Consider the following 19,122-nt stretch of genomic DNA (forward strand, 5'->3'; position numbering starts at 1 on the left):
GATTTGGAGGTGAAACAGGATGGCTATTACTCAAGAGCGTAAAACTCAATTAATTAATGAGTTCAAAACACACGAATCTGATACTGGATCTCCAGAAGTTCAGATCGCTGTCCTAACAGAATCTATTAACAACTTGAACGAGCATTTACGTACTCATAAGAAAGATCACCACTCACGTCGCGGTCTTTTGAAAATGGTAGGTAGACGTCGTAATCTTCTTACGTATCTACGTAATAAAGACGTAACTCGTTACCGTGAGTTAATTAACAAACTAGGCTTACGTCGATAATCGTAAAAAGCGGGAGGATTCCCGCTTTTTTATCGTATAATCACTAATATTTTATGGTTAAAATGTTGAAAGAATGGCAAAAACCCTTCTACATACAGCTTTCACATTGATATGTGAAAATCATTTTGTTCATAATAAGAACTAACTAAAATTTAACGTTAAGAGAGGAGTTTATCTCAGAATGGGACAAGAAAAACAAGTCTTCACCATAGACTGGGCCGGACGTCAACTGACAGTTGAAACTGGCCAGCTTGCAAAGCAAGCAAACGGAGCGGTCCTCGTACGCTACGGAGATACGGCTGTGCTTAGCTCAGCAACAGCTTCTAAAGAGCCAAAACCACTTGATTTTTTCCCGCTCACTGTGAACTACGAAGAAAGATTATACGCAGTAGGTAAAATTCCTGGTGGCTTCATTAAAAGAGAAGGCCGTCCAAGTGAAAAAGCGATCCTTGCAAGCCGTTTAATTGATAGACCAATTCGTCCACTATTTGCAGATGGATTTAGAAACGAAGTACAAGTCATTAGTATCGTCATGAGTGTGGATCAAGATTGTTCATCTGAAATGGCTGCAATGTTTGGCTCATCTTTAGCATTATGTGTGTCTGACATTCCATTTGAGGGACCAATCGCCGGCGTTACAGTAGGACGAGTAGATGGAAAGCTGATCATCAATCCAAATGTAGAACAGCTTGAACAAAGCGACATCAACCTTGTAGTCGCTGGAACAAAAGATGCGATCAACATGGTCGAAGCTGGTGCCGATGAAGTACCAGAAGAAACAATGCTTGAAGCTATCATGTATGGTCACCAAGAGATCAAGCGTTTAATCGAATTCCAAGAGGAAATTGTGAAGGCAGTCGGTAAAGAAAAAATCGATATTCCTTTATACGAAGTAGATCAAACGTTAGCAGACGAAGTGAAAGCACTTGCTGAAACTGACCTGCTGAAAGCGATTCAAGTACATGAGAAGCATGCACGTGAGGATGCCATCAGTGCGGTGAAAAAAGCTGTAGTTGAGAAGTTTCAAGAAGAAGAGCGTGACGAAGCGACAATCAAACAAGCGAAAGATGTATTAAATAAGCTTGTCAAAAATGAAGTCCGCCGTCTGATCACTGAAGAGAAAGTCCGTCCAGATGGACGCGGTGTAGATCAAATCCGCCCACTTTCTTCAGAAGTAGGCCTTCTGCCAAGAACGCACGGTTCGGGACTATTTACAAGGGGCCAAACACAGGCGCTCAGCATTTGTACATTAGGTGCACTTGGCGATGTGCAAATCCTTGATGGTTTAGGTGTGGAAGAATCAAAACGCTTCATGCACCATTACAACTTCCCGCAATTCAGTGTTGGTGAAACAGGTCCAATGCGTGGCCCAGGACGCCGTGAAATCGGTCATGGTGCGTTAGGTGAACGTGCGCTAGAACCAGTGATTCCATCTGAAAAAGATTTCCCTTATACGGTGCGTCTTGTTTCAGAAGTATTAGAATCAAACGGGTCTACTTCACAAGCAAGTATTTGCGCAAGCACACTTGCCATGATGGATGCGGGTGTTCCAATTAAAGCACCAGTTGCAGGTATTGCAATGGGACTTGTGAAATCTGGCGAATACTACACAGTGCTGACAGACATTCAAGGAATGGAAGATGCACTTGGAGATATGGACTTTAAAGTTGCAGGGACATCTAAAGGTGTAACAGCACTTCAAATGGATATCAAAATCGATGGTCTATCAAAAGACATCTTAGAAGAAGCTCTCCAACAAGCGAAAAAAGGAAGAATGGAAATCTTAGATAGCATGCTGTCAACGATTCCTGCTTCTAGAGAAGAATTGTCTCGTTATGCACCAAAAATCTTAACGATGACAATCAATCCTGATAAAATTCGCGATGTCATTGGACCGAGCGGTAAACAAATCAATAAAATCATTGAAGATACCGGTGTGAAAATCGATATTGAACAAGATGGTACAATCTTTATTTCTTCTACTGAAGAAGACATGAACCAAAAAGCGAAGAAAATCATTGAAGATCTTGTAAGAGAAGTTGAAGTAGGACAACTTTACTTAGGTAAAGTGAAACGCATTGAAAAATTCGGTGCATTCCTTGAAATCTTCAGCGGTAAAGATGGACTTGTTCATATTTCTGAGCTTGCGCTTGAGCGTGTAGGCAAAGTAGAAGATGTCGTGAAGATTGGCGATGAATTACTTGTCAAAGTCACTGAAATCGATAAACAGGGCCGTGTGAACCTTTCTCGCAAAGCTGTTTTACGTGAAGAAAAGGAAAAAGAAGAAAAACAGTCTTAATGAGAACAAATAAATTGTGTTAGAAGCCAGGTATCCGTGCCAGGCTTCTTTCTTTTCTTGCGCCAACAATAGTTCTAGCTTGTTTCTCCCCATCATAATTTGTGGTAAAGGGGAGGGACAACCATTGAAAAAAACGTTACCATTCATTGTGTTTGTATTTTTACTGCTCGTGTCATATCAAACGATGAAGCAGCCGGTTGCTGTTACATATATTGAATCAATGAAAGAGCACGCCGAGGTTGCATCTGTATCAAAAGATATTTTATATCAAGAGATTGAATCGAAGTCTTCTGACTATGAAGTGAAGGCGCAAAATGCTAAGATTGATAAAGTGTGGAAAAAGATGCCTGGTCTAAATGGACAGACAGTCAATATCGATGCCTCTTATGAAAACATGAAGAAGCATGGGTCGTTCGATGAAAAGTTACTTGTTTTCAACGAAACAAAACCTTCTATTCATTTACATGAACTTGGTGCTGAGCCCATTTACAAGGGACATCCAGATAAAAAAATGAATGCTTTCCTCATCAACGTGGCTTGGGGTGACGAGCATCTAATGAAGATGTTAAAGACACTGGAAAAGCATCAGGTCAAGGCGACCTTTTTCTTAGAGGGCAAATGGGTGAAAAAAAGCACAGATCTTGCAAAAAAAATCGTGGCAGATGGTCATGAAATTGGAAACCATTCATACAATCACCCGGATATGCGCACACTGACAAGAGAACGAGCATTAGAGCAGATTACCAAAACAAATCGTCAAATTGAAGAATCCCTCGGAAAAAAACCGAAGTGGTTTGCCCCTCCAAGCGGCAGCTTTAAAGAAGAAACAGTAAAGCTCGCCGCAAATGAAGGAATGGAAACCATCATGTGGACCGTGGACACCATTGACTGGCAAAAACCGTCGCCAGACGTATTACAAAAACGGGTGCTTGGAAAAATTCACAATGGGGCGATGATATTAATGCATCCAACAGATTCGACGGCGAAAAGTCTTGACGCACTTATCACTCAAATTAAGGAAAGAGGATATGAATTAGGAACGGTTTCTGACCTCCTAAGTGAAAAAAGACATCCGTGATGCGATCTGTTTGTTGAATAGGAGGAGCAAAACTTGGTCAAAACGTATACATGCCAAAACGGAGTAAGAATTGTACTTGAAAACAATCCCACTGTCAGATCTGTCGCAATAGGCGTCTGGATTGGAACAGGCTCTAGACATGAGACACCAGAAATTAATGGGATCTCTCACTTTTTAGAGCATATGTTCTTTAAAGGAACAAAGACAAGATCTGCACGTGATATCGCAGAATCCTTTGACCGCATTGGTGGTCAAGTAAATGCCTTTACGTCAAAAGAATACACTTGCTACTATGCAAAGGTACTTGATTCACATGCTGGCTACGCTCTCGATGTATTAAGTGACATGTTTTTTCATTCCGCTTTTGATGAAGAAGAGCTGAAAAAAGAAAAAAATGTGGTCTATGAAGAAATCAAAATGTATGAGGATACACCTGATGATATTGTTCATGATTTGCTTAGCAAAGCGATTTATGGTGATCATTCGTTAGGGTACCCGATTTTAGGAACAGAAGAAACACTATCTACCTTTAACGGTGACTCTCTTAGAGCTTATATGGATGAATTCTACACACCGGATCGTGTCGTCATCTCTGTAGCAGGAAACGTGGATGATACCTTCATTCGTGAGGTTGAAAAATTGTTCGGTTCGTATGAAACGAGAGGGAAAAAACAGCCTGTAGAAGCGCCGCAATTTCACTATGACAAGCTCACACGCAAAAAGGAAACAGAGCAAGCGCACCTTTGCATGGGCTTTAATGGCCTTCCAGCTGGAGATAAAGGCATTTATGACTTAATCGTGTTAAATAATGTTCTTGGTGGTAGTATGAGCAGCCGCTTGTTCCAGGATGTAAGAGAAGATAAAGGACTCGCTTATTCCGTCTTCAGCTATCACAGCTCATTTGCAGATAACGGAATGCTGACGATTTATGGCGGAACTGGAGCGAAGCAGCTGAACCTGCTCTCTGAAACCATCTTACAAACATTAGATGTCTTAAAACGTGAGGGAATCACGCAGAAAGAATTAGAGAACTCTAAGGAGCAAATGAAAGGCAACCTCATGCTCAGCCTTGAAAGCACAAACAGCAAGATGAGCCGAAACGGTAAAAACGAACTGCTCCTTGGCAAACATCGCACACTTGATGAAATTATTGACGAAATCAACAAAGTCACATTAGACGGTGTGAATAACTTATCGAAACGAATCTTTACAGAGGATTATGCGCTCTCGCTTATTAGTCCTACGGGTGATCAGCCATCATAATGTAAACAACACGGCAGGCTTCTTAAGAGGTCTGCCGTTTATTATATATCAAGAAGAAAGGGGCGCTGCTTACATGGAACGTGAAAAACTGAAAATCCTTTCTCCGCTTTTGACACAAGCCACCTCCTTTGAGCCGATGACATCTGGCCTTTCTGGAAACCGTACTTATCTCGTCACAACATCCTCAAGTGAAAAGCTGGTGCTCAAGCTATCAAACCTCAAAACGTATTCCAATTTTAAAAGAAAAGCGTCAGTTCAGCAAAAGTTTAAAGATCGAGGCCTTCTATGTTCTGAAGTAATGGAGATTGGGATGAATACTGAACTCAACTGTACCTATCGTATTTTCTCTTTTATTGAAGGAGAGAATGCTAGAGCATCCATCCATCTGCTGACAAATGAAGAGCAGTATGAAATCGGTAGACGGGCAGGCAAAGAACTTAGTTTCATGCACACATGTTCCGCACCTTCTCATATCGCGACATGGGATGAGAGGGTCATAATGAAACATGAACGGTATGTACATGCCTATCAATCAAGTGGAGTGACCTTCGATCAGGATCATTTCGTATTAGATTTTATTAAATCACATGTTGATGCAGTAAAGGCGAGGCCTAATCAATTCCAGCATGATGATTTTCATTTGGGGAATATCATCATACAAGAAGGTGAGTATTCAGGAGTCATTGACTTTGATCAATCTGACTGGGGTGACCCAGTTCATGATTTTTATAAATTGTCCTTATTTAGCCGAGAAAATAGTATTCCGTTTTCAGCAGGGCAACTGGATTACTATGTAAGTACGCAGGCCACAGACGATTTTTGGCTTCTTTTTTCTATCTATACAGCAATGAGTTGCTTTTCTTCTATTGTCTGGACGCTTTCTTATGACACTGAACATGTAAAAGACATGGTGAGCAGAGTGGAAAGAATGCTGGCAGACCATGATCACTTTCATCTACTGAAACCAGCTTGGTATTCAAATTGGCATCATTCATAACTTGAAAAAGCGGGACGGTCTATTTCTTCTTGTGGCTGCATATATGATACGGAAGGGAAGTGATGCGATTTTGAGGCTAAGTGAACTGTCAGGAAAAGAGATCGTCGATATCAAAAGAGCGGAGCGGCTTGGCGTGCTTGGACAAACCGACCTTGAAATCAATGAACAGGACGGTCAAATTACAGCACTCATCATACCTTCCGTGAAGTGGTTTGGTTTTCGAAAACAAGGAAATGACATCCGCGTCCCGTGGAATCACATTCGAAAAATAGGATCAGATATGATCATTCTCGATGTGCCTGAAGAACTTCAGCCGCCCCGGGAAAAAGAGCATCCATCATAAATGGGTGCTCTTTTTCTTTTCTCTCTCCGATTTGTTCACAGGCTGAATCCTCTCCTCATATGCTGAAAGGGAGATTCAGAAAATATTACAGACTTTTTTAAATAAAGAAGGTGAACGGTCAGTATGTTGAGCGGTTTAACGGTTGCGGTGATCGGGGGAGATGCAAGGCAGCTTGAAATTATTCGCAAGCTGTCACAGCAGCATGCCAAAGTGTTTTTGGTTGGGTTTGATCAGCTGGATCATGGATTTATCGGTGCTGAGAAGCTGAAAATGTCAGAACTTCCATTCGAACAGGTAGACAGTATGATTCTGCCAGTATCAGGGGCAACGGATGAAGGCGCAGTTGTTACAGTCTTCTCAAATGAGCAGGTTTTGCTGGAAGCAGCATATTTAGAAAGAACCCCTGCACATTGTACCTTGTATTCAGGTATTTCTAATACGTACTTAGACAATCTGGCAAAGCAGGTGAACCGAAAGCTTGTGAGGCTGTTTGAGCGAGATGATATTGCCATATATAACTCTATTCCAACAGTTGAAGGGATTATCATGATGGCCATTCAGCAAACGGACTATACGATTCATGGATCACGTGTTGCTGTTCTCGGGCTTGGAAGAACAGGGCTCACCATTGCCCGCACATTTCGGGCGCTAGGTGCGGAAGTGAAAGTTGGTGCTGCGGATACAGCCCATTTAGCGCGAGCCTTTGAGATGGGACTTAATCCATTTTCAATGGACCGTTTAAAAGATGAAGTAACAGATGTCGATATCATCATCAATACGATTCCGAGCTTAGTATTAGATTCATCAGTCATCGTCAGCATGACGCCAAAGACACTCATTTTGGATATCGCCTCCCGCCCAGGGGGAACAGACTTTGACTTTGCACAAAAACACGGTGTGAAGGCGCTTCTTGCTCCAGGTCTTCCGGGAATTGTCGCACCAAAGACAGCAGGGCAAATCATTGCAAAAGTGCTTTCTGGGCTCTTATGTGAACTTGCAGAGGAAAAAAGGGGGATGGAATCATGACAACATTAAAAGGGAAAAGAATCGGCTTTGGCTTAACTGGTTCCCACTGTACGTACGAAGCCGTGTATCCACAAATCGAAGCACTTGTAAAAGAAGGGGCAGAAGTGCGTCCTGTTGTGTCATATACGGTCCAGAATACGAATACAAGATTCGGAGATGGGGCGGACTGGATTGAGCGGATCGAGAAGTTGACTGGATTTCAAGCGATTGACTCGATCGTTAAAGCGGAGCCGCTCGGACCTAAGCTACCACTTGATTGTATGGTCATTGCTCCATTAACAGGGAACTCGATGGCGAAATTCGCAAATGCCATGACAGATAGTCCTGTTTTAATGGCTGCAAAAGCAACCATTCGGAATCATCGTCCTGTCGTTTTAGGTATCTCAACAAACGATGCGCTAGGTTTAAATGGTACAAATCTGATGAGGCTGATGTCGACAAAGAATATTTTCTTTATTCCATTTGGCCAAGATGATCCATTTAAAAAACCGACCTCCATGGTCGCGAACATGGATCTGCTTTCTCAGACAGTAGAAGAGGCACTTCAGCATAGACAAATTCAGCCGATTTTAATTGGACCAAACAAATAATAGATTCACTAGAAAATCATGAAAGATTCAAAAAAGATACTTCAAGCCTTGCTTTTCTATGGTAAAATAAAATGTAAAAAGTCATAGGATGGCCATCCGAAAGAAAAGAATCATGGATGGGTCGGAAGGAGTTTTACTGATGGGAAGAGGATTGCATGTAGCTGTAGTTGGAGCAACTGGAGCTGTCGGTCAACAAATGTTAAAAACACTAGCTGACAGAGATTTTGAAATGGATACACTGACTCTACTATCCTCAAAACGTTCTGCTGGAACAAAAGTGACATTCAGAGGTCAAGAGTATACCGTTCAGGAAGCAACACCTGAAAGCTTTGAAGGAGTAAACATTGCATTATTCAGTGCTGGAGGAAATGTTTCTAAGGCGCTAGCTCCTGAAGCAGTCAAACGAGGTGCAATTGTTGTAGACAACACAAGTGCTTTTCGTATGGACGAAAATATCCCTCTTGTCGTACCAGAGGTAAACGAAAAAGACTTGCATGACCATAAAGGGATCATTGCAAATCCTAACTGTTCAACAATACAAATGGTAGCGGCATTAGAACCGCTTCGTCAGGCGTATGGCATGAAAAAAGTCATCGTGTCCACTTATCAAGCTGTATCAGGTGCAGGACATGAAGCCATTGACGAACTATACAGCCAATCACAAGCCATTTTAAATAAAGAAGATGTAAAGCCGGAAGTCATGCCTTATCAAATTGCATTTAATGCGATTCCGCAAATTGATAAATTCCAAGACAATGGCTATACATTTGAAGAAATGAAAATGATCAACGAAACGAAAAAAATTATGCACATGCCAGAGCTAGAAGTAGCGGCAACATGTGTGAGACTTCCAATTGAAACGGGTCATTCAGAATCTGTCTACGTCGAACTAGAATCAAATGACGCAACAGTTGATGACATCAAGTCCATTCTAAAAGATGCACCAGGCATTACACTGCAAGATGATCCGTCTCAGCAAGTTTATCCAATGCCTGCAGATGCTGTTGGGAAAAACGACGTATTTGTCGGCCGCATTCGGAAAGATTTGGACCGTCCAAACGGGTTTCATATGTGGATTGTTTCTGATAACCTGCTGAAAGGCGCTGCATGGAACTCCGTTCAAATTGCAGAAAGCTTAAAAGCATTAAAATTAGTTTAACATTCAATGGATGATGAGGACGAACAGAAGAGAGTTAGGCATCTTTCGCCTGCTCTCTTCTGTTACGTCAGAATGAACTTGGAGTGAAAACAGTGAAAATAATTGTCCAAAAATTTGGCGGTACATCAGTCAAAGATGATCAAGGTAGAAAAAGGGCACTTGCACATATCTTATCGGCAAAAGAGAAAGGCTATAAATCTGTTGTCGTCGTATCCGCAATGGGACGAAAAGGCGATCCTTATGCGACTGATACGCTGCTTAGCCTGCTTTACGGCAGCGCGCAGCACATGACAAATCGAGAAAAAGACTTGCTCGTTTCTTGCGGGGAGAATATTTCAGCTGTTGTGTTTTCAAGTATGCTCAATGAAAACGGGCTAAAGGCTGTAGCGATGACAGGCGCACAGGCGGGTTTTGTGACAGATAAGGAGCATACGAGTGCAAAAATTATTGATATGAAGTGTGAGCGTCTCGAGGCAGCGCTATCTGAACATGATGTTGTCGTTGTCGCTGGGTTCCAAGGAGCCGCGAAAAATGGGGATGTGACCACCATCGGACGAGGCGGCAGTGATACGTCCGCAGCTGCTTTAGGTGCTGCATTGCAGGCAGACTTTATTGACATTTTTACAGATGTAGAAGGCGTTATGACAGCAGATCCCCGCATTGTTGAAAATGCAAAGCCGCTTAGAGTTGTGACTTATACGGAAATTTGCAACCTTGCGTATCAAGGGGCGAAAGTCATTCACCCGAGAGCTGTCGAAATTGCAATGCAAGCTAAAGTACCAATGAGGGTCCGTTCAACATACTCTGATGATGAGGGCACACTTGTGACCTCACACTACTCAGATAAAATGAGCCATGATGTGTATGATCGACTCATTACGGGTATTGCACATGTCAATGATGTGACGCAAATCAAAGTCCCAGCAAAAGAAGGGCAGTACAGCGTGCAAACAGAGGTCTTTAAAGCAATGGCAAACGCACAAATCAGTGTCGACTTCTTCAACATTACACCGAGTGAAATTGTGTATACAGTGACAGGTGCAATGACTGAAAAGGCAACATCGATCCTAAAAGATCTTGGCTATACGCCAATTGTGACAACAAATTGTGCAAAAGTATCAGCTGTTGGCGCAGGCATCATGGGTGTACCAGGTGTCACTTCTAAAATTGTCTCGGCTCTATCCGAGCAAAATATTCCGATTTTACAATCAGCTGACAGTCATACGACCATATGGGTGTTAGTGAACGAAGAAAACATGAGAGCGGCTGTCAATGCTCTGCATGAAGTGTTTGAACTTTCAAGATAAATGTGATTGAATCATGATGAGGTGAAAAAAATGAATTTCGGAAATATCGCAACAGCTATGATTACACCTTTTGATAAAAAGGGCAACATTGATTTCCAAAAGCTATCAATTCTCATTGATTACTTGTTAAAAAACGGCAGTGACTCTTTAGTCGTTGCAGGGACAACAGGCGAATCGCCAACTTTATCGACTGAAGAAAAAGTCGCTCTTTTTCAGCAATCGGTGAAATTAGCAAATGGTCGTTGTAAAATCATTGCAGGAACAGGCAGTAATAACACAAATGCGTCTATCAAACTAACGAAAAAAGCAGAAGAAGCGGGCGTTGATGCAGTGATGCTTGTCGTACCTTATTACAACAAGCCATCACAGGAAGGCATGTATGCACACTTTAAAGCCATTGCCGAGTCTACATCTCTTCCTGTCATGCTTTACAATGTACCAGGGAGAACGGTTGCGTCATTAGCCCCAGAAACAACGATTAAACTTGCGCAAATACCAAACATTGTCGCGATCAAAGAAGCAAGTGGTGATCTTGATGCCATGACAAAAATCATTGCAGAGACGCCGGAAGATTTCGATGTATATTCAGGTGACGACAGCTTAACGCTTCCAGCTGTATCTGTTGGAGCAAAAGGGGTTGTCTCTGTAGCTTCTCATATCGTAGGACTTGATATGCAGCAAATGCTGAAAAGCTATGCTTCAGGTCAAACAGCCAATGCTGCATTGATCCATCAAAAGCTGCTCCCAATCATGAACCAGCTTTTCTCAGCGCCAAATCCAACGCCTGTCAAAACAGCCCTTCAGCTGAAAGGACTAGATGTCGGATCTGTTCGTCTTCCGCTTTTGCCTTTGTCAGAAGAAGAGAGACTGGATTTAAGCAGCGTCTTAAAAAGCTGATCCAAACAAAAGATTTCGTAAGCGGTCATTCTCAGATGTCCCTGAGTATGACCGTTTTTTATACATAAACACTTTCTTAAAATGTGACTTCATCTTGTTTTCTAAAATTAGATTCAGTTATAATAGCATTAAGCGATGATGGACGGGCTTGAGACTAGGAGGATAAGAATTTTGAAAAAGAAAAATACAGAGAACGTAAGAATTATTGCACTCGGAGGCGTTGGAGAAATCGGGAAAAACTTATATGTCATTGAGATTGATTCGGACATATATGTGGTAGATGCAGGTTTAATGCATCCAGAAAACGAAATGCTAGGCATTGACGTCGTTATTCCTGATATCTCTTATTTAACAGAACGTGCTGATCGGGTGAAAGCAATTTTTCTTACCCACGGACATGATGAAGCAATCGGAGGCGTATTCCATTGCTTAAGTAAATTGTCTGTACCAGTTTACGGAACGAAGCTGACCCTTGCGTTACTTCGAGAAAAATTAAAGCAGTATGGCTTCAATCAAAAAGCTGATTTGCGTGAGGTGCATGCGAAATCAGTCATTACGTTTGAAACAACAAAGGTATCATTCTTTAGAACGAATCACAGCATCCCAGATTCAGTTGGAATCAGCTTCAAAACCTCTCTTGGTTCAATTGTATGCACAGGCGATTTTAAATTTGATCAAACCCCAGCGCTTAACCAAGCCTGTGACATCGGAGAGATTGCGAAAATTGGAAACAATGGCGTGTTAGCACTTCTTTCAGACAGTGCCAATGCTGAAAAACCAGGTTATACACCTTCTGAGGCGCTCGTCCAAGACGAAATCTCAAATGCGATGTACAATGCTGAAAATCGAGTCATTGTTGCTGTATCTTCATCGAACATTAACCGCGTGCAGCAGATCATTAATGCAACGAATCAAAATGGCCGTAAGCTTGCCGTAGCAGGGAAGAATATGATGACAACTCTTCAGTTGGCGATCAAGCTTGGTTATGTCACAGCAGACGAAGAATTATTTGTCCCAGTTCAAGAAGTGAAGAAAATGGCGAAAAGCGATGTGGTCGTCCTCACAGCTGGAAGCCATGGAGAGCCTCTTGCGGCTTTAACAAAAATGGCAAAACAAAATCACAAACAGCTTCATATTGAAAAAGATGACACGGTTGTGATTGCATCTACACCTCTTCCTGGACAAGAGCTCACATATTCAAAAACAGTCGATTTCCTCACAAGAAGCGGCGCACAAGTCATTTTTGCACAAAAACGTGTGCACGTATCTGGACATGGCTGCCAAGAAGAGTTAAAGCTCATGCTGAACTTGCTTAAACCGAAGTATTTAATTCCGGTGAATGGCGAATATCGTATGCAAAAAGCACATTCCCGTATTGCCGAAGAAGTGGGAATGAAGCGCAGTGACATTTTCCTGATTGATAAAGGGGATGTTGTTGAGTTTAGAGGACAGAACGTCAAAATCGGTGAAAAAGTTCACCAAGGTAACATTTTGATTGATGGTCTTGGCGTTGGTGATATCGGGAACATCGTGCTTCGCGATAGACGCCTATTGTCTCAAGATGGCATCTTAATTGTCGTCATTACGCTCGATAAACAAAAGAAACAATTAATTTCTGGACCTGAAATCATCACAAGAGGATTTGTGTATGTCAGAGAATCTGAAGAGCTGATTGTGAAAGCGACAGAAATGGTCAAAGGAATTGTCAAAGAGCAAACGGAAAACTCAATTGTTGAATGGTCGACATTGAAACAATCCATGCGTGATGTACTCAATCAATTCCTATATGAAAAAACAAAACGTAAGCCGATGATCATTCCAATTATTATGGAAGTGTGATGAGAAAGCCCAAGGAGCACAAGCTCTTTGGGCTTTTTTGATGTGGCGTGAGGAATGCGGATTGAATACGGTCATCTTGTTCATAATAGGAGGAGAGTTTGAGGAAAGGATGGAGACAAATGGACGAAAAGAATGAACAGCAGCCTGAGCGAAAGCCAGAAGAAAAAGACAGCATTATGAGCAAAATACAGCAGCTTGGTGAAACAGCCGTACCACAGCTGCCGCAAGATACAAATATACATTGCCTCACCATTATTGGCCAAATTGAAGGCCACATGCAGCTTCCACCACAAAATAAAACAACCAAATACGAACATGTCATTCCGCAAATCGTAGCAGTTGAACAAAATCCGAAAATTGAAGGGCTTTTGATCATCTTAAATACAGTAGGCGGCGATGTTGAAGCGGGACTAGCCATCGCAGAAATGCTTGCATCTCTATCAAAACCGACTGTATCGATTGTACTTGGCGGCGGCCACTCCATTGGTGTCCCAATTGCTGTATCATGTGACTACTCGTATATTGCAGAAACCGCTACGATGACCATTCATCCTGTGCGTCTAACCGGTCTTGTGATCGGTGTCCCGCAAACCTTTGAATACTTAGATAAAATGCAGGATAGAGTCATTAACTTTGTCACAAGTCACTCTGATATTACAGAAGAAAAGTTTAAAGAGCTCATGTTTTCAAAAGGCAATTTAACAAGAGACATTGGGACAAATGTCGTTGGTCATGAGGCAGCAGAATACGGGCTCATGAATGAAGTGGGCGGCGTAGGACAAGCAATTAAAAAGTTGAATGAGCTTATTGGAGAGCGGACATCTCAAAACGAGGGGCTGATCCAATGATTTTATACACTCCTGTGCCATATGAAGCCATTTACGCAGAGGAACAAGGAGATCGCAAACTTCAGCAGGTTAGCATTCAAGGCGTGCCAGTCATGGTTGAAATGAAAGAAGATGAAGCAGAAATCGTTCAAGTCATGAGTACCAATCCAATGGATTTTCTGAATGAAGAGCTTGCTCCAGGCAAGCGATTGAAGTTACAATTAGGCGCCAATCAAACCGACTCATATGAATGATTCTATGCTATAATAAAGGGAAAACTTACAACAAGATGCAGCCAAAACCAGGCTGCTTTCTTTCTGATCTTTCGGTAGGTTATATTTTCTTTCGTAGTAAGGTGATGAGTATGGCTAAAAAGAGAAAACGGAAAACGAGAAAAAAACAAAATAAACAGCTAAAACTGAAATATGAATTGAATGGGTTAGTCTGTATTGCCATAGCGATCATTGCCATTTTACAGCTAGGCGTCGTTGGACAAACCTTCGTACATTTATTCAGATTCTTTGCAGGTGAATGGTTCATTCTCTGCCTGATTGGATTATTTCTTTTTGGTGTGACCATCTTTTGGAAAAAACAAATCCCAGATATGTTGACAAGGAGAAAGGCAGGACTATACTGCATTATTGCGAGTATCTTGCTTTTGTCTCATGTGAAGCTCTTTCAGCACCTTTCATCTGCGGGTGCAATAGGCTCTCAAAGTGTGATAAGAAATACATTTGAGCTTTTCTTAATGGATATGAAAGGTGAGACAGGCTCGCCTGATTTAGGAGGCGGCATGATTGGTGCCGTATTATTTGCTGCTTCTTATTTCTTATTTGCTCAAGCAGGCTCTCAAATTATGGCAATTGTTTTGCTGCTGATTGGAATTGTTCTGATCACAAATCGATCCCTGCAAGAAATGGTGAAGAAGGTAACGCTGCCTGTCTCACAATTTCTGGTGAAGCAGTGGAAAGCATTTGTCGAAGATATGAAAGGAATCAAGCAGGCGAAAAAGAGCGCGCCCTCTCAGAAAACTGGTGAAAAGAAAAAACGGTCCCGTACACAAGAAGAGGACGATGATGATCAAATCTTGATTAAAGAGGACATGCCGGCTACTGACAATAGCCAGCCAATTATCTCAAGCTTTGCTGACAGAGATGACATTCTCACACCGCTCGTTCAAAAAGAACAGACGGCAAAAGAGAGAGAGCCTCTTCAAGAATCTGAGCATAGTGCACCGGTTCCATCAGATTCACCTGATGAACCTAAAGAGGCTCCTCCGATGACGTTTACTGAACTTGAAAACAAGGATTACGAATTGCCTTCACTGGATATTTTGGCAGAGCCGCAGCATTCAGGGCAGCAAACAGACAAGAAAAATATATACGAAAATGCAAGAAAGCTTGAAAAAACGTTCCAAAGCTTTGGGGTAAAGGCAAAAGTCACACAGGTTCATTTAGGACCGGCCGTCACCAAATATGAAGTCTATCCAGATGTCGGTGTGAAGGTCAGTAAGATTGTTAATCTAAGTGATGATTTAGCCCTTGCTCTCGCAGCAAAAGACATTCGGATTGAAGCGCCGATTCCTGGTAAATCCGCCATCGGCATTGAAGTACCTAATGCAGAAATCGCAATGGTTTCTTTAAAAGAGGTATTAGAATCAAAGCAAAATGACCGTCCAAATGCGAAGCTGCTCATTGGGCTTGGCCGTAACATTTCTGGTGAAGCTGTGCTGGCTGAAATGAACAAAATGCCGCATTTACTAGTAGCAGGCTCGACGGGAAGCGGAAAAAGTGTGTGCATCAATGGCATTATTACAAGTATCCTTATGAGAGCGAAACCTCATGAAGTGAAAATGATGATGATTGATCCAAAAATGGTTGAATTGAATGTGTATAACGGCATTCCGCATCTTTTGGCTCCTGTTGTGACGGACCCTAAAAAAGCCTCGCAGGCACTCAAAAAAGTCGTCAGCGAAATGGAACGTCGCTATGAATTATTTTCTCATACGGGGACAAGAAACATTGAAGGATACAATGATTACATTAAACGAATGAATCAATCAGAAGAGGCCAAACAGCCAGAACTTCCTTATATTGTCGTCATCGTTGACGAGCTTGCAGATTTAATGATGGTTGCTTCCTCTGATGTAGAAGATTCTATTACAAGACTTTCGCAAATGGCTCGTGCCGCCGGGATTCATTTAATTATCGCCACACAAAGACCTTCTGTCGATGTTATTACAGGTGTCATTAAAGCCAACATTCCATCCCGCATTGCGTTTAGTGTGTCCTCGCAAACAGATTCAAGGACGATTCTTGATATGGGAGGCGCAGAAAAACTGCTCGGCAGAGGGGATATGCTGTTCTTACCAGTAGGAGCAAATAAACCGGTTCGTGTGCAGGGTGCCTTTTTATCAGATGAAGAAGTAGAGCATGTCGTTGATCATGTCATCACCCAGCAAAAAGCACAATATCAGGAAGAAATGATTCCAACTGAAGAAACGCAGGAGCAACTTGCATCTGTTGAAGATGATCTATATGATGAAGCGGTGGAACTCATCATCGGCATGCAGACGGCGTCTGTCTCGATGCTTCAAAGAAGATTCCGCATCGGCTACACCCGAGCGGCACGCTTAATTGACGCCATGGAAGAGCGGGGTGTTGTCGGTCCTTATGAAGGAAGTAAACCGAGAGAAGTGCTGCTATCAAAAGAACAATATGACGAGCTCTCTTCATAATTCGAAGAGAGCTTTCCTGAAAAAAGTAAACAATAGTATGATTATGTTAACTGGAAGTCAGACTATTTATTTATTTGCAAAAACATGATATAGTTATGTTCAACTTATCTCGGAATAGAGATTTCTCATCTTATCATTTGCATTGATTAGACGGAGGGAAAACATGTCGACGAAAACAGACAATCGCCATTTATATTTGAAAGTGATTGACCGTATTAAAGAAGATATTCAAACAGGCGTATATGCCGAAAAAGAAAAGCTGCCTTCTGAGTTTGAGCTCTCAAAGCTTTTAGGCGTGAGCAGAGCGACACTGCGTGAAGCCCTTCGTATATTAGAAGAAGAGAAGTATTTAATAAGAAGGCATGGTGTAGGGACTTTCGTCAACTCAAGACCGCTTTTTTCTACGGGCATTGAACAGCTGACGAGTGTCACGAAAATGATTGAGCAGGTCAATATGACGCCTGGTACTATCTTTTTATCCTCGCAAGAAGGGGACCCAACAGAGAATGATGTCATTCGTTTTCAATGTGATGAATCTGATGAGATTTTCTCAATGGAACGAGTGCGAACAGCAGATGGACAGCCAGTGGTTTATTGCTTAGATAAAATTCCAGTCAAGCATCTTCCCGCTTCCTTTACACATGAAGAAGAGTCGCTTTTTGAGCTGTTTGGAAGAGAACCACACAGCGGGATTAAATATGCAGTTGCTGACATTGAGCCAATTGGCTACCACGATCAGATTTCACCAATACTAGAATGTGATCCTGAAACAGCATTATTATTACTGAAACAAATGCATTATGATCAGGATGATCAGCCGGTCTTATACTCACTCAATTATTTTCGAGCGGATAAATTCAGCTTTCATGTGATACGAAAACGATTTTAACAAGCAGTCGCTTCCATAGGCGATTGCTTTTTGTTTGCCCATACATAAAACCCGTCAAACTTGCCACACTAAGTCTTAACAGTATATAGAATTGGGTGAATGATGTTGGGCGAGAAAACAGTCAGTAAAAAGAATATTATTGCATTATCATCAGTGCCTTTAATCATGACACTTGGGAACTCGATGCTAATTCCCGTATTGCCAGAGATAGAAAAGACACTCTCCATCACTTCCTTTCAAGTCTCCCTCATTATTACGGTATACTCTGTTGTAGCCATCTTATGTATTCCAATCGCCGGTTATTTATCGGACCGAATCGGGCGGAAAAAGGTGCTGCTGCCTTGTCTGTTAATCGCAGGACTTGGTGGGGCTGTGGCAGCAGTTGCCTCAACCATCATGACAGAACCCTACATGTGGATCCTATTTGGCAGGGTCCTTCAAGGTGTTGGCTCAGCAGGGGCAGCACCTGTCGTTATGCCGTTTATAGGAGATTTGTTTCATGATGATGAAGAAGTGAGTGCAGGACTTGGCGCCATTGAAACCTCCAACACAGCAGGAAAGGTTTTAAGCCCTATTATCGGGGCGCTTCTTGCTTCATGGTTCTGGTTTGTGCCGTTTTGGTTTATTCCGTTCTTTTCAATCATCAGCTTTCTCATGGTACTGTTCATGGTAGAGTCTGCGAAAAAACAGGAGGACCCGCCTACATTCAAAGAATTTTTAAAATCAACAAAGACCATTTTTAAGCATGAAGGGCGCTGGCTTTATGCCATTTTTGCAATTGGCGGTTTTATCATGTTTCTTCTTTTTGGTGTGCTCTTTTACTTATCTGATAACCTAGAGGCAGCTTATCAAATAAAGGGTGTCAAAAAAGGGCTGTTGCTTAGTATCCCGCTCCTTTTTCTATCCGTCAGTTCCTACGTTGCTGGGAAAACAATTGGAAAAGAAAAAGGGAAGATGAGAATCTTTTTAATCGTCGGCATGGCCTTGTTATCACTTTCCTATATATTTTTATGGTGGAATCACAGTTTTTACGTATTGTTCGTCTGCTTAAGCGTTGGCGGTGTTGGCATCGGCATGGTGCTGCCTGCACTTGATGCCCTAATCACAGAAGGAATAGAAAAGGAGCAGTGCGGAACAATCACGTCATTTTACAGCAGTATGCGTTTTATCGGTGTCGCTTTAGGACCTCCGATTTACGCTTATTTGATGGATAAAGGGGACGCGATTGTTTTTATTCTCTCGACCATTTGCAGTCTCATTTCACTATTTTTGGTGCTCTTTTTCATCCAACCAGATAAAGAGGATGAAAGTGAACAATTAAAAACGGTCTAAACATAGAAAAAGACGGTATTTTGCCATCTTTTTTCTTTTTTATAAATTGACATGTAAAATTTTGATAGTTAAACTAATGTATAGTAATATCTTTTAAATTATCCCAATAAGGAGGTGCTCAAAAACATTCAATTTCTGTCCTTCTTTAGGCAGAAATTGAGCCCGCGTGATGATGATGATGTGTTTCTTCAACACGAAAAGACAATTGAATAGGTCATCCTGCCATTAGCACGTTGAAGGAGACACAGTC

The 19,122-nt window shown here is 41.9% G+C and carries 17 protein-coding genes; all 17 read left to right on the forward strand.

The features are described from left to right. Positions 1–19: 19 nt before the first annotated feature. The 17 genes from rpsO (at position 20) to C5695_RS08515 (ending at position 18,872) form a co-directional block, all read left to right on the forward strand. A complete protein-coding gene (gene rpsO, locus C5695_RS08435) occupies positions 20–289 on the forward strand; it encodes a 30S ribosomal protein S15 (protein WP_008354438.1) in 270 nt (89 codons plus the stop codon). A 181-nt stretch (positions 290–470) separates the two neighbouring features. Further along, on the forward strand, positions 471–2,588 hold the full coding sequence (gene pnp, locus C5695_RS08440; protein WP_117730334.1) for a polyribonucleotide nucleotidyltransferase: 2,118 nt from the start codon (positions 471–473) through the stop codon (positions 2,586–2,588). 184 nt (positions 2,589–2,772) lie between these two features. After that, positions 2,773–3,666: a polysaccharide deacetylase family protein gene (locus tag C5695_RS08445; protein ID WP_233230848.1), complete on the forward strand. Its 894-nt coding sequence runs from the start codon at positions 2,773–2,775 to the stop codon at positions 3,664–3,666. Positions 3,667–3,699: 33 nt separating this feature from the next. Continuing rightward, positions 3,700–4,929: a M16 family metallopeptidase gene (locus C5695_RS08450; protein WP_117730336.1), complete on the forward strand. Its 1,230-nt coding sequence runs from the start codon at positions 3,700–3,702 to the stop codon at positions 4,927–4,929. 73 nt (positions 4,930–5,002) lie between these two features. After that, entirely contained in the window at positions 5,003–5,926 is a 924-nt protein-coding gene (locus C5695_RS08455) for an aminoglycoside phosphotransferase family protein (protein WP_117730337.1), read from the forward strand. A gap of 70 nt (positions 5,927–5,996) precedes the next feature. Further along, positions 5,997–6,269, forward strand: coding sequence for a YlmC/YmxH family sporulation protein (locus tag C5695_RS08460; RefSeq protein ID WP_117730338.1), 273 nt, complete (start codon positions 5,997–5,999; stop codon positions 6,267–6,269). A 123-nt stretch (positions 6,270–6,392) separates the two neighbouring features. Then, positions 6,393–7,295: a dipicolinic acid synthetase subunit A gene (gene dpaA / locus C5695_RS08465; RefSeq protein WP_117730339.1), complete on the forward strand. Its 903-nt coding sequence runs from the start codon at positions 6,393–6,395 to the stop codon at positions 7,293–7,295. Then, entirely contained in the window at positions 7,292–7,885 is a 594-nt protein-coding gene (dpaB, locus tag C5695_RS08470; protein ID WP_117730340.1) for a dipicolinate synthase subunit B, read from the forward strand. The genes dpaA and dpaB overlap by 4 nt, the downstream gene beginning before the upstream one ends. A gap of 139 nt (positions 7,886–8,024) precedes the next feature. Then, positions 8,025–9,044 (forward strand): aspartate-semialdehyde dehydrogenase, encoded by a 1,020-nt coding sequence (gene asd / locus C5695_RS08475; RefSeq protein ID WP_117730341.1) that lies wholly within the window; start codon positions 8,025–8,027, stop codon positions 9,042–9,044. Between the two features lie 92 nt (positions 9,045–9,136). Next, the gene (gene dapG / locus C5695_RS08480; protein ID WP_117730342.1) at positions 9,137–10,351 is read left to right on the forward strand and encodes an aspartate kinase; all 1,215 of its coding nucleotides are present in this window, start codon (positions 9,137–9,139) and stop codon (positions 10,349–10,351) included. A gap of 30 nt (positions 10,352–10,381) precedes the next feature. Then, positions 10,382–11,248, forward strand: a complete 867-nt coding sequence (gene dapA / locus C5695_RS08485) for a 4-hydroxy-tetrahydrodipicolinate synthase (RefSeq protein ID WP_117730343.1) — start codon at positions 10,382–10,384, stop codon at positions 11,246–11,248. 171 nt (positions 11,249–11,419) lie between these two features. After that, positions 11,420–13,087 (forward strand): ribonuclease J2, encoded by a 1,668-nt coding sequence (gene rnjB, locus C5695_RS08490; protein ID WP_117730344.1) that lies wholly within the window; start codon positions 11,420–11,422, stop codon positions 13,085–13,087. Between the two features lie 119 nt (positions 13,088–13,206). Then, on the forward strand, positions 13,207–13,935 hold the full coding sequence (locus tag C5695_RS08495) for a ClpP family protease (RefSeq protein ID WP_117733051.1): 729 nt from the start codon (positions 13,207–13,209) through the stop codon (positions 13,933–13,935). Next, the gene (locus C5695_RS08500; RefSeq protein ID WP_117730345.1) at positions 13,932–14,168 is read left to right on the forward strand and encodes a YlzJ-like family protein; all 237 of its coding nucleotides are present in this window, start codon (positions 13,932–13,934) and stop codon (positions 14,166–14,168) included. The genes C5695_RS08495 and C5695_RS08500 overlap by 4 nt, the downstream gene beginning before the upstream one ends. Before the next feature lie 110 nt (positions 14,169–14,278). After that, positions 14,279–16,651 (forward strand): FtsK/SpoIIIE family DNA translocase, encoded by a 2,373-nt coding sequence (locus tag C5695_RS08505; protein ID WP_125482355.1) that lies wholly within the window; start codon positions 14,279–14,281, stop codon positions 16,649–16,651. A 163-nt stretch (positions 16,652–16,814) separates the two neighbouring features. Further along, positions 16,815–17,540 carry a GntR family transcriptional regulator gene (locus C5695_RS08510; protein WP_117730346.1) on the forward strand — a complete coding sequence of 242 codons (726 nt, stop codon included), beginning with the start codon at positions 16,815–16,817 and terminating at the stop codon, positions 17,538–17,540. 102 nt (positions 17,541–17,642) lie between these two features. Beyond that, a complete protein-coding gene (locus C5695_RS08515) occupies positions 17,643–18,872 on the forward strand; it encodes a bacillibactin exporter BcbE (protein ID WP_233230849.1) in 1,230 nt (409 codons plus the stop codon). Positions 18,873–19,122: the final 250 nt, after the last annotated feature.

The sequence above is a fragment of the Bacillus pumilus genome (assembly GCF_003431975.1).
GTDB classification, from domain to species: Bacteria; Bacillota; Bacilli; order Bacillales; family Bacillaceae; genus Bacillus; species Bacillus pumilus_N.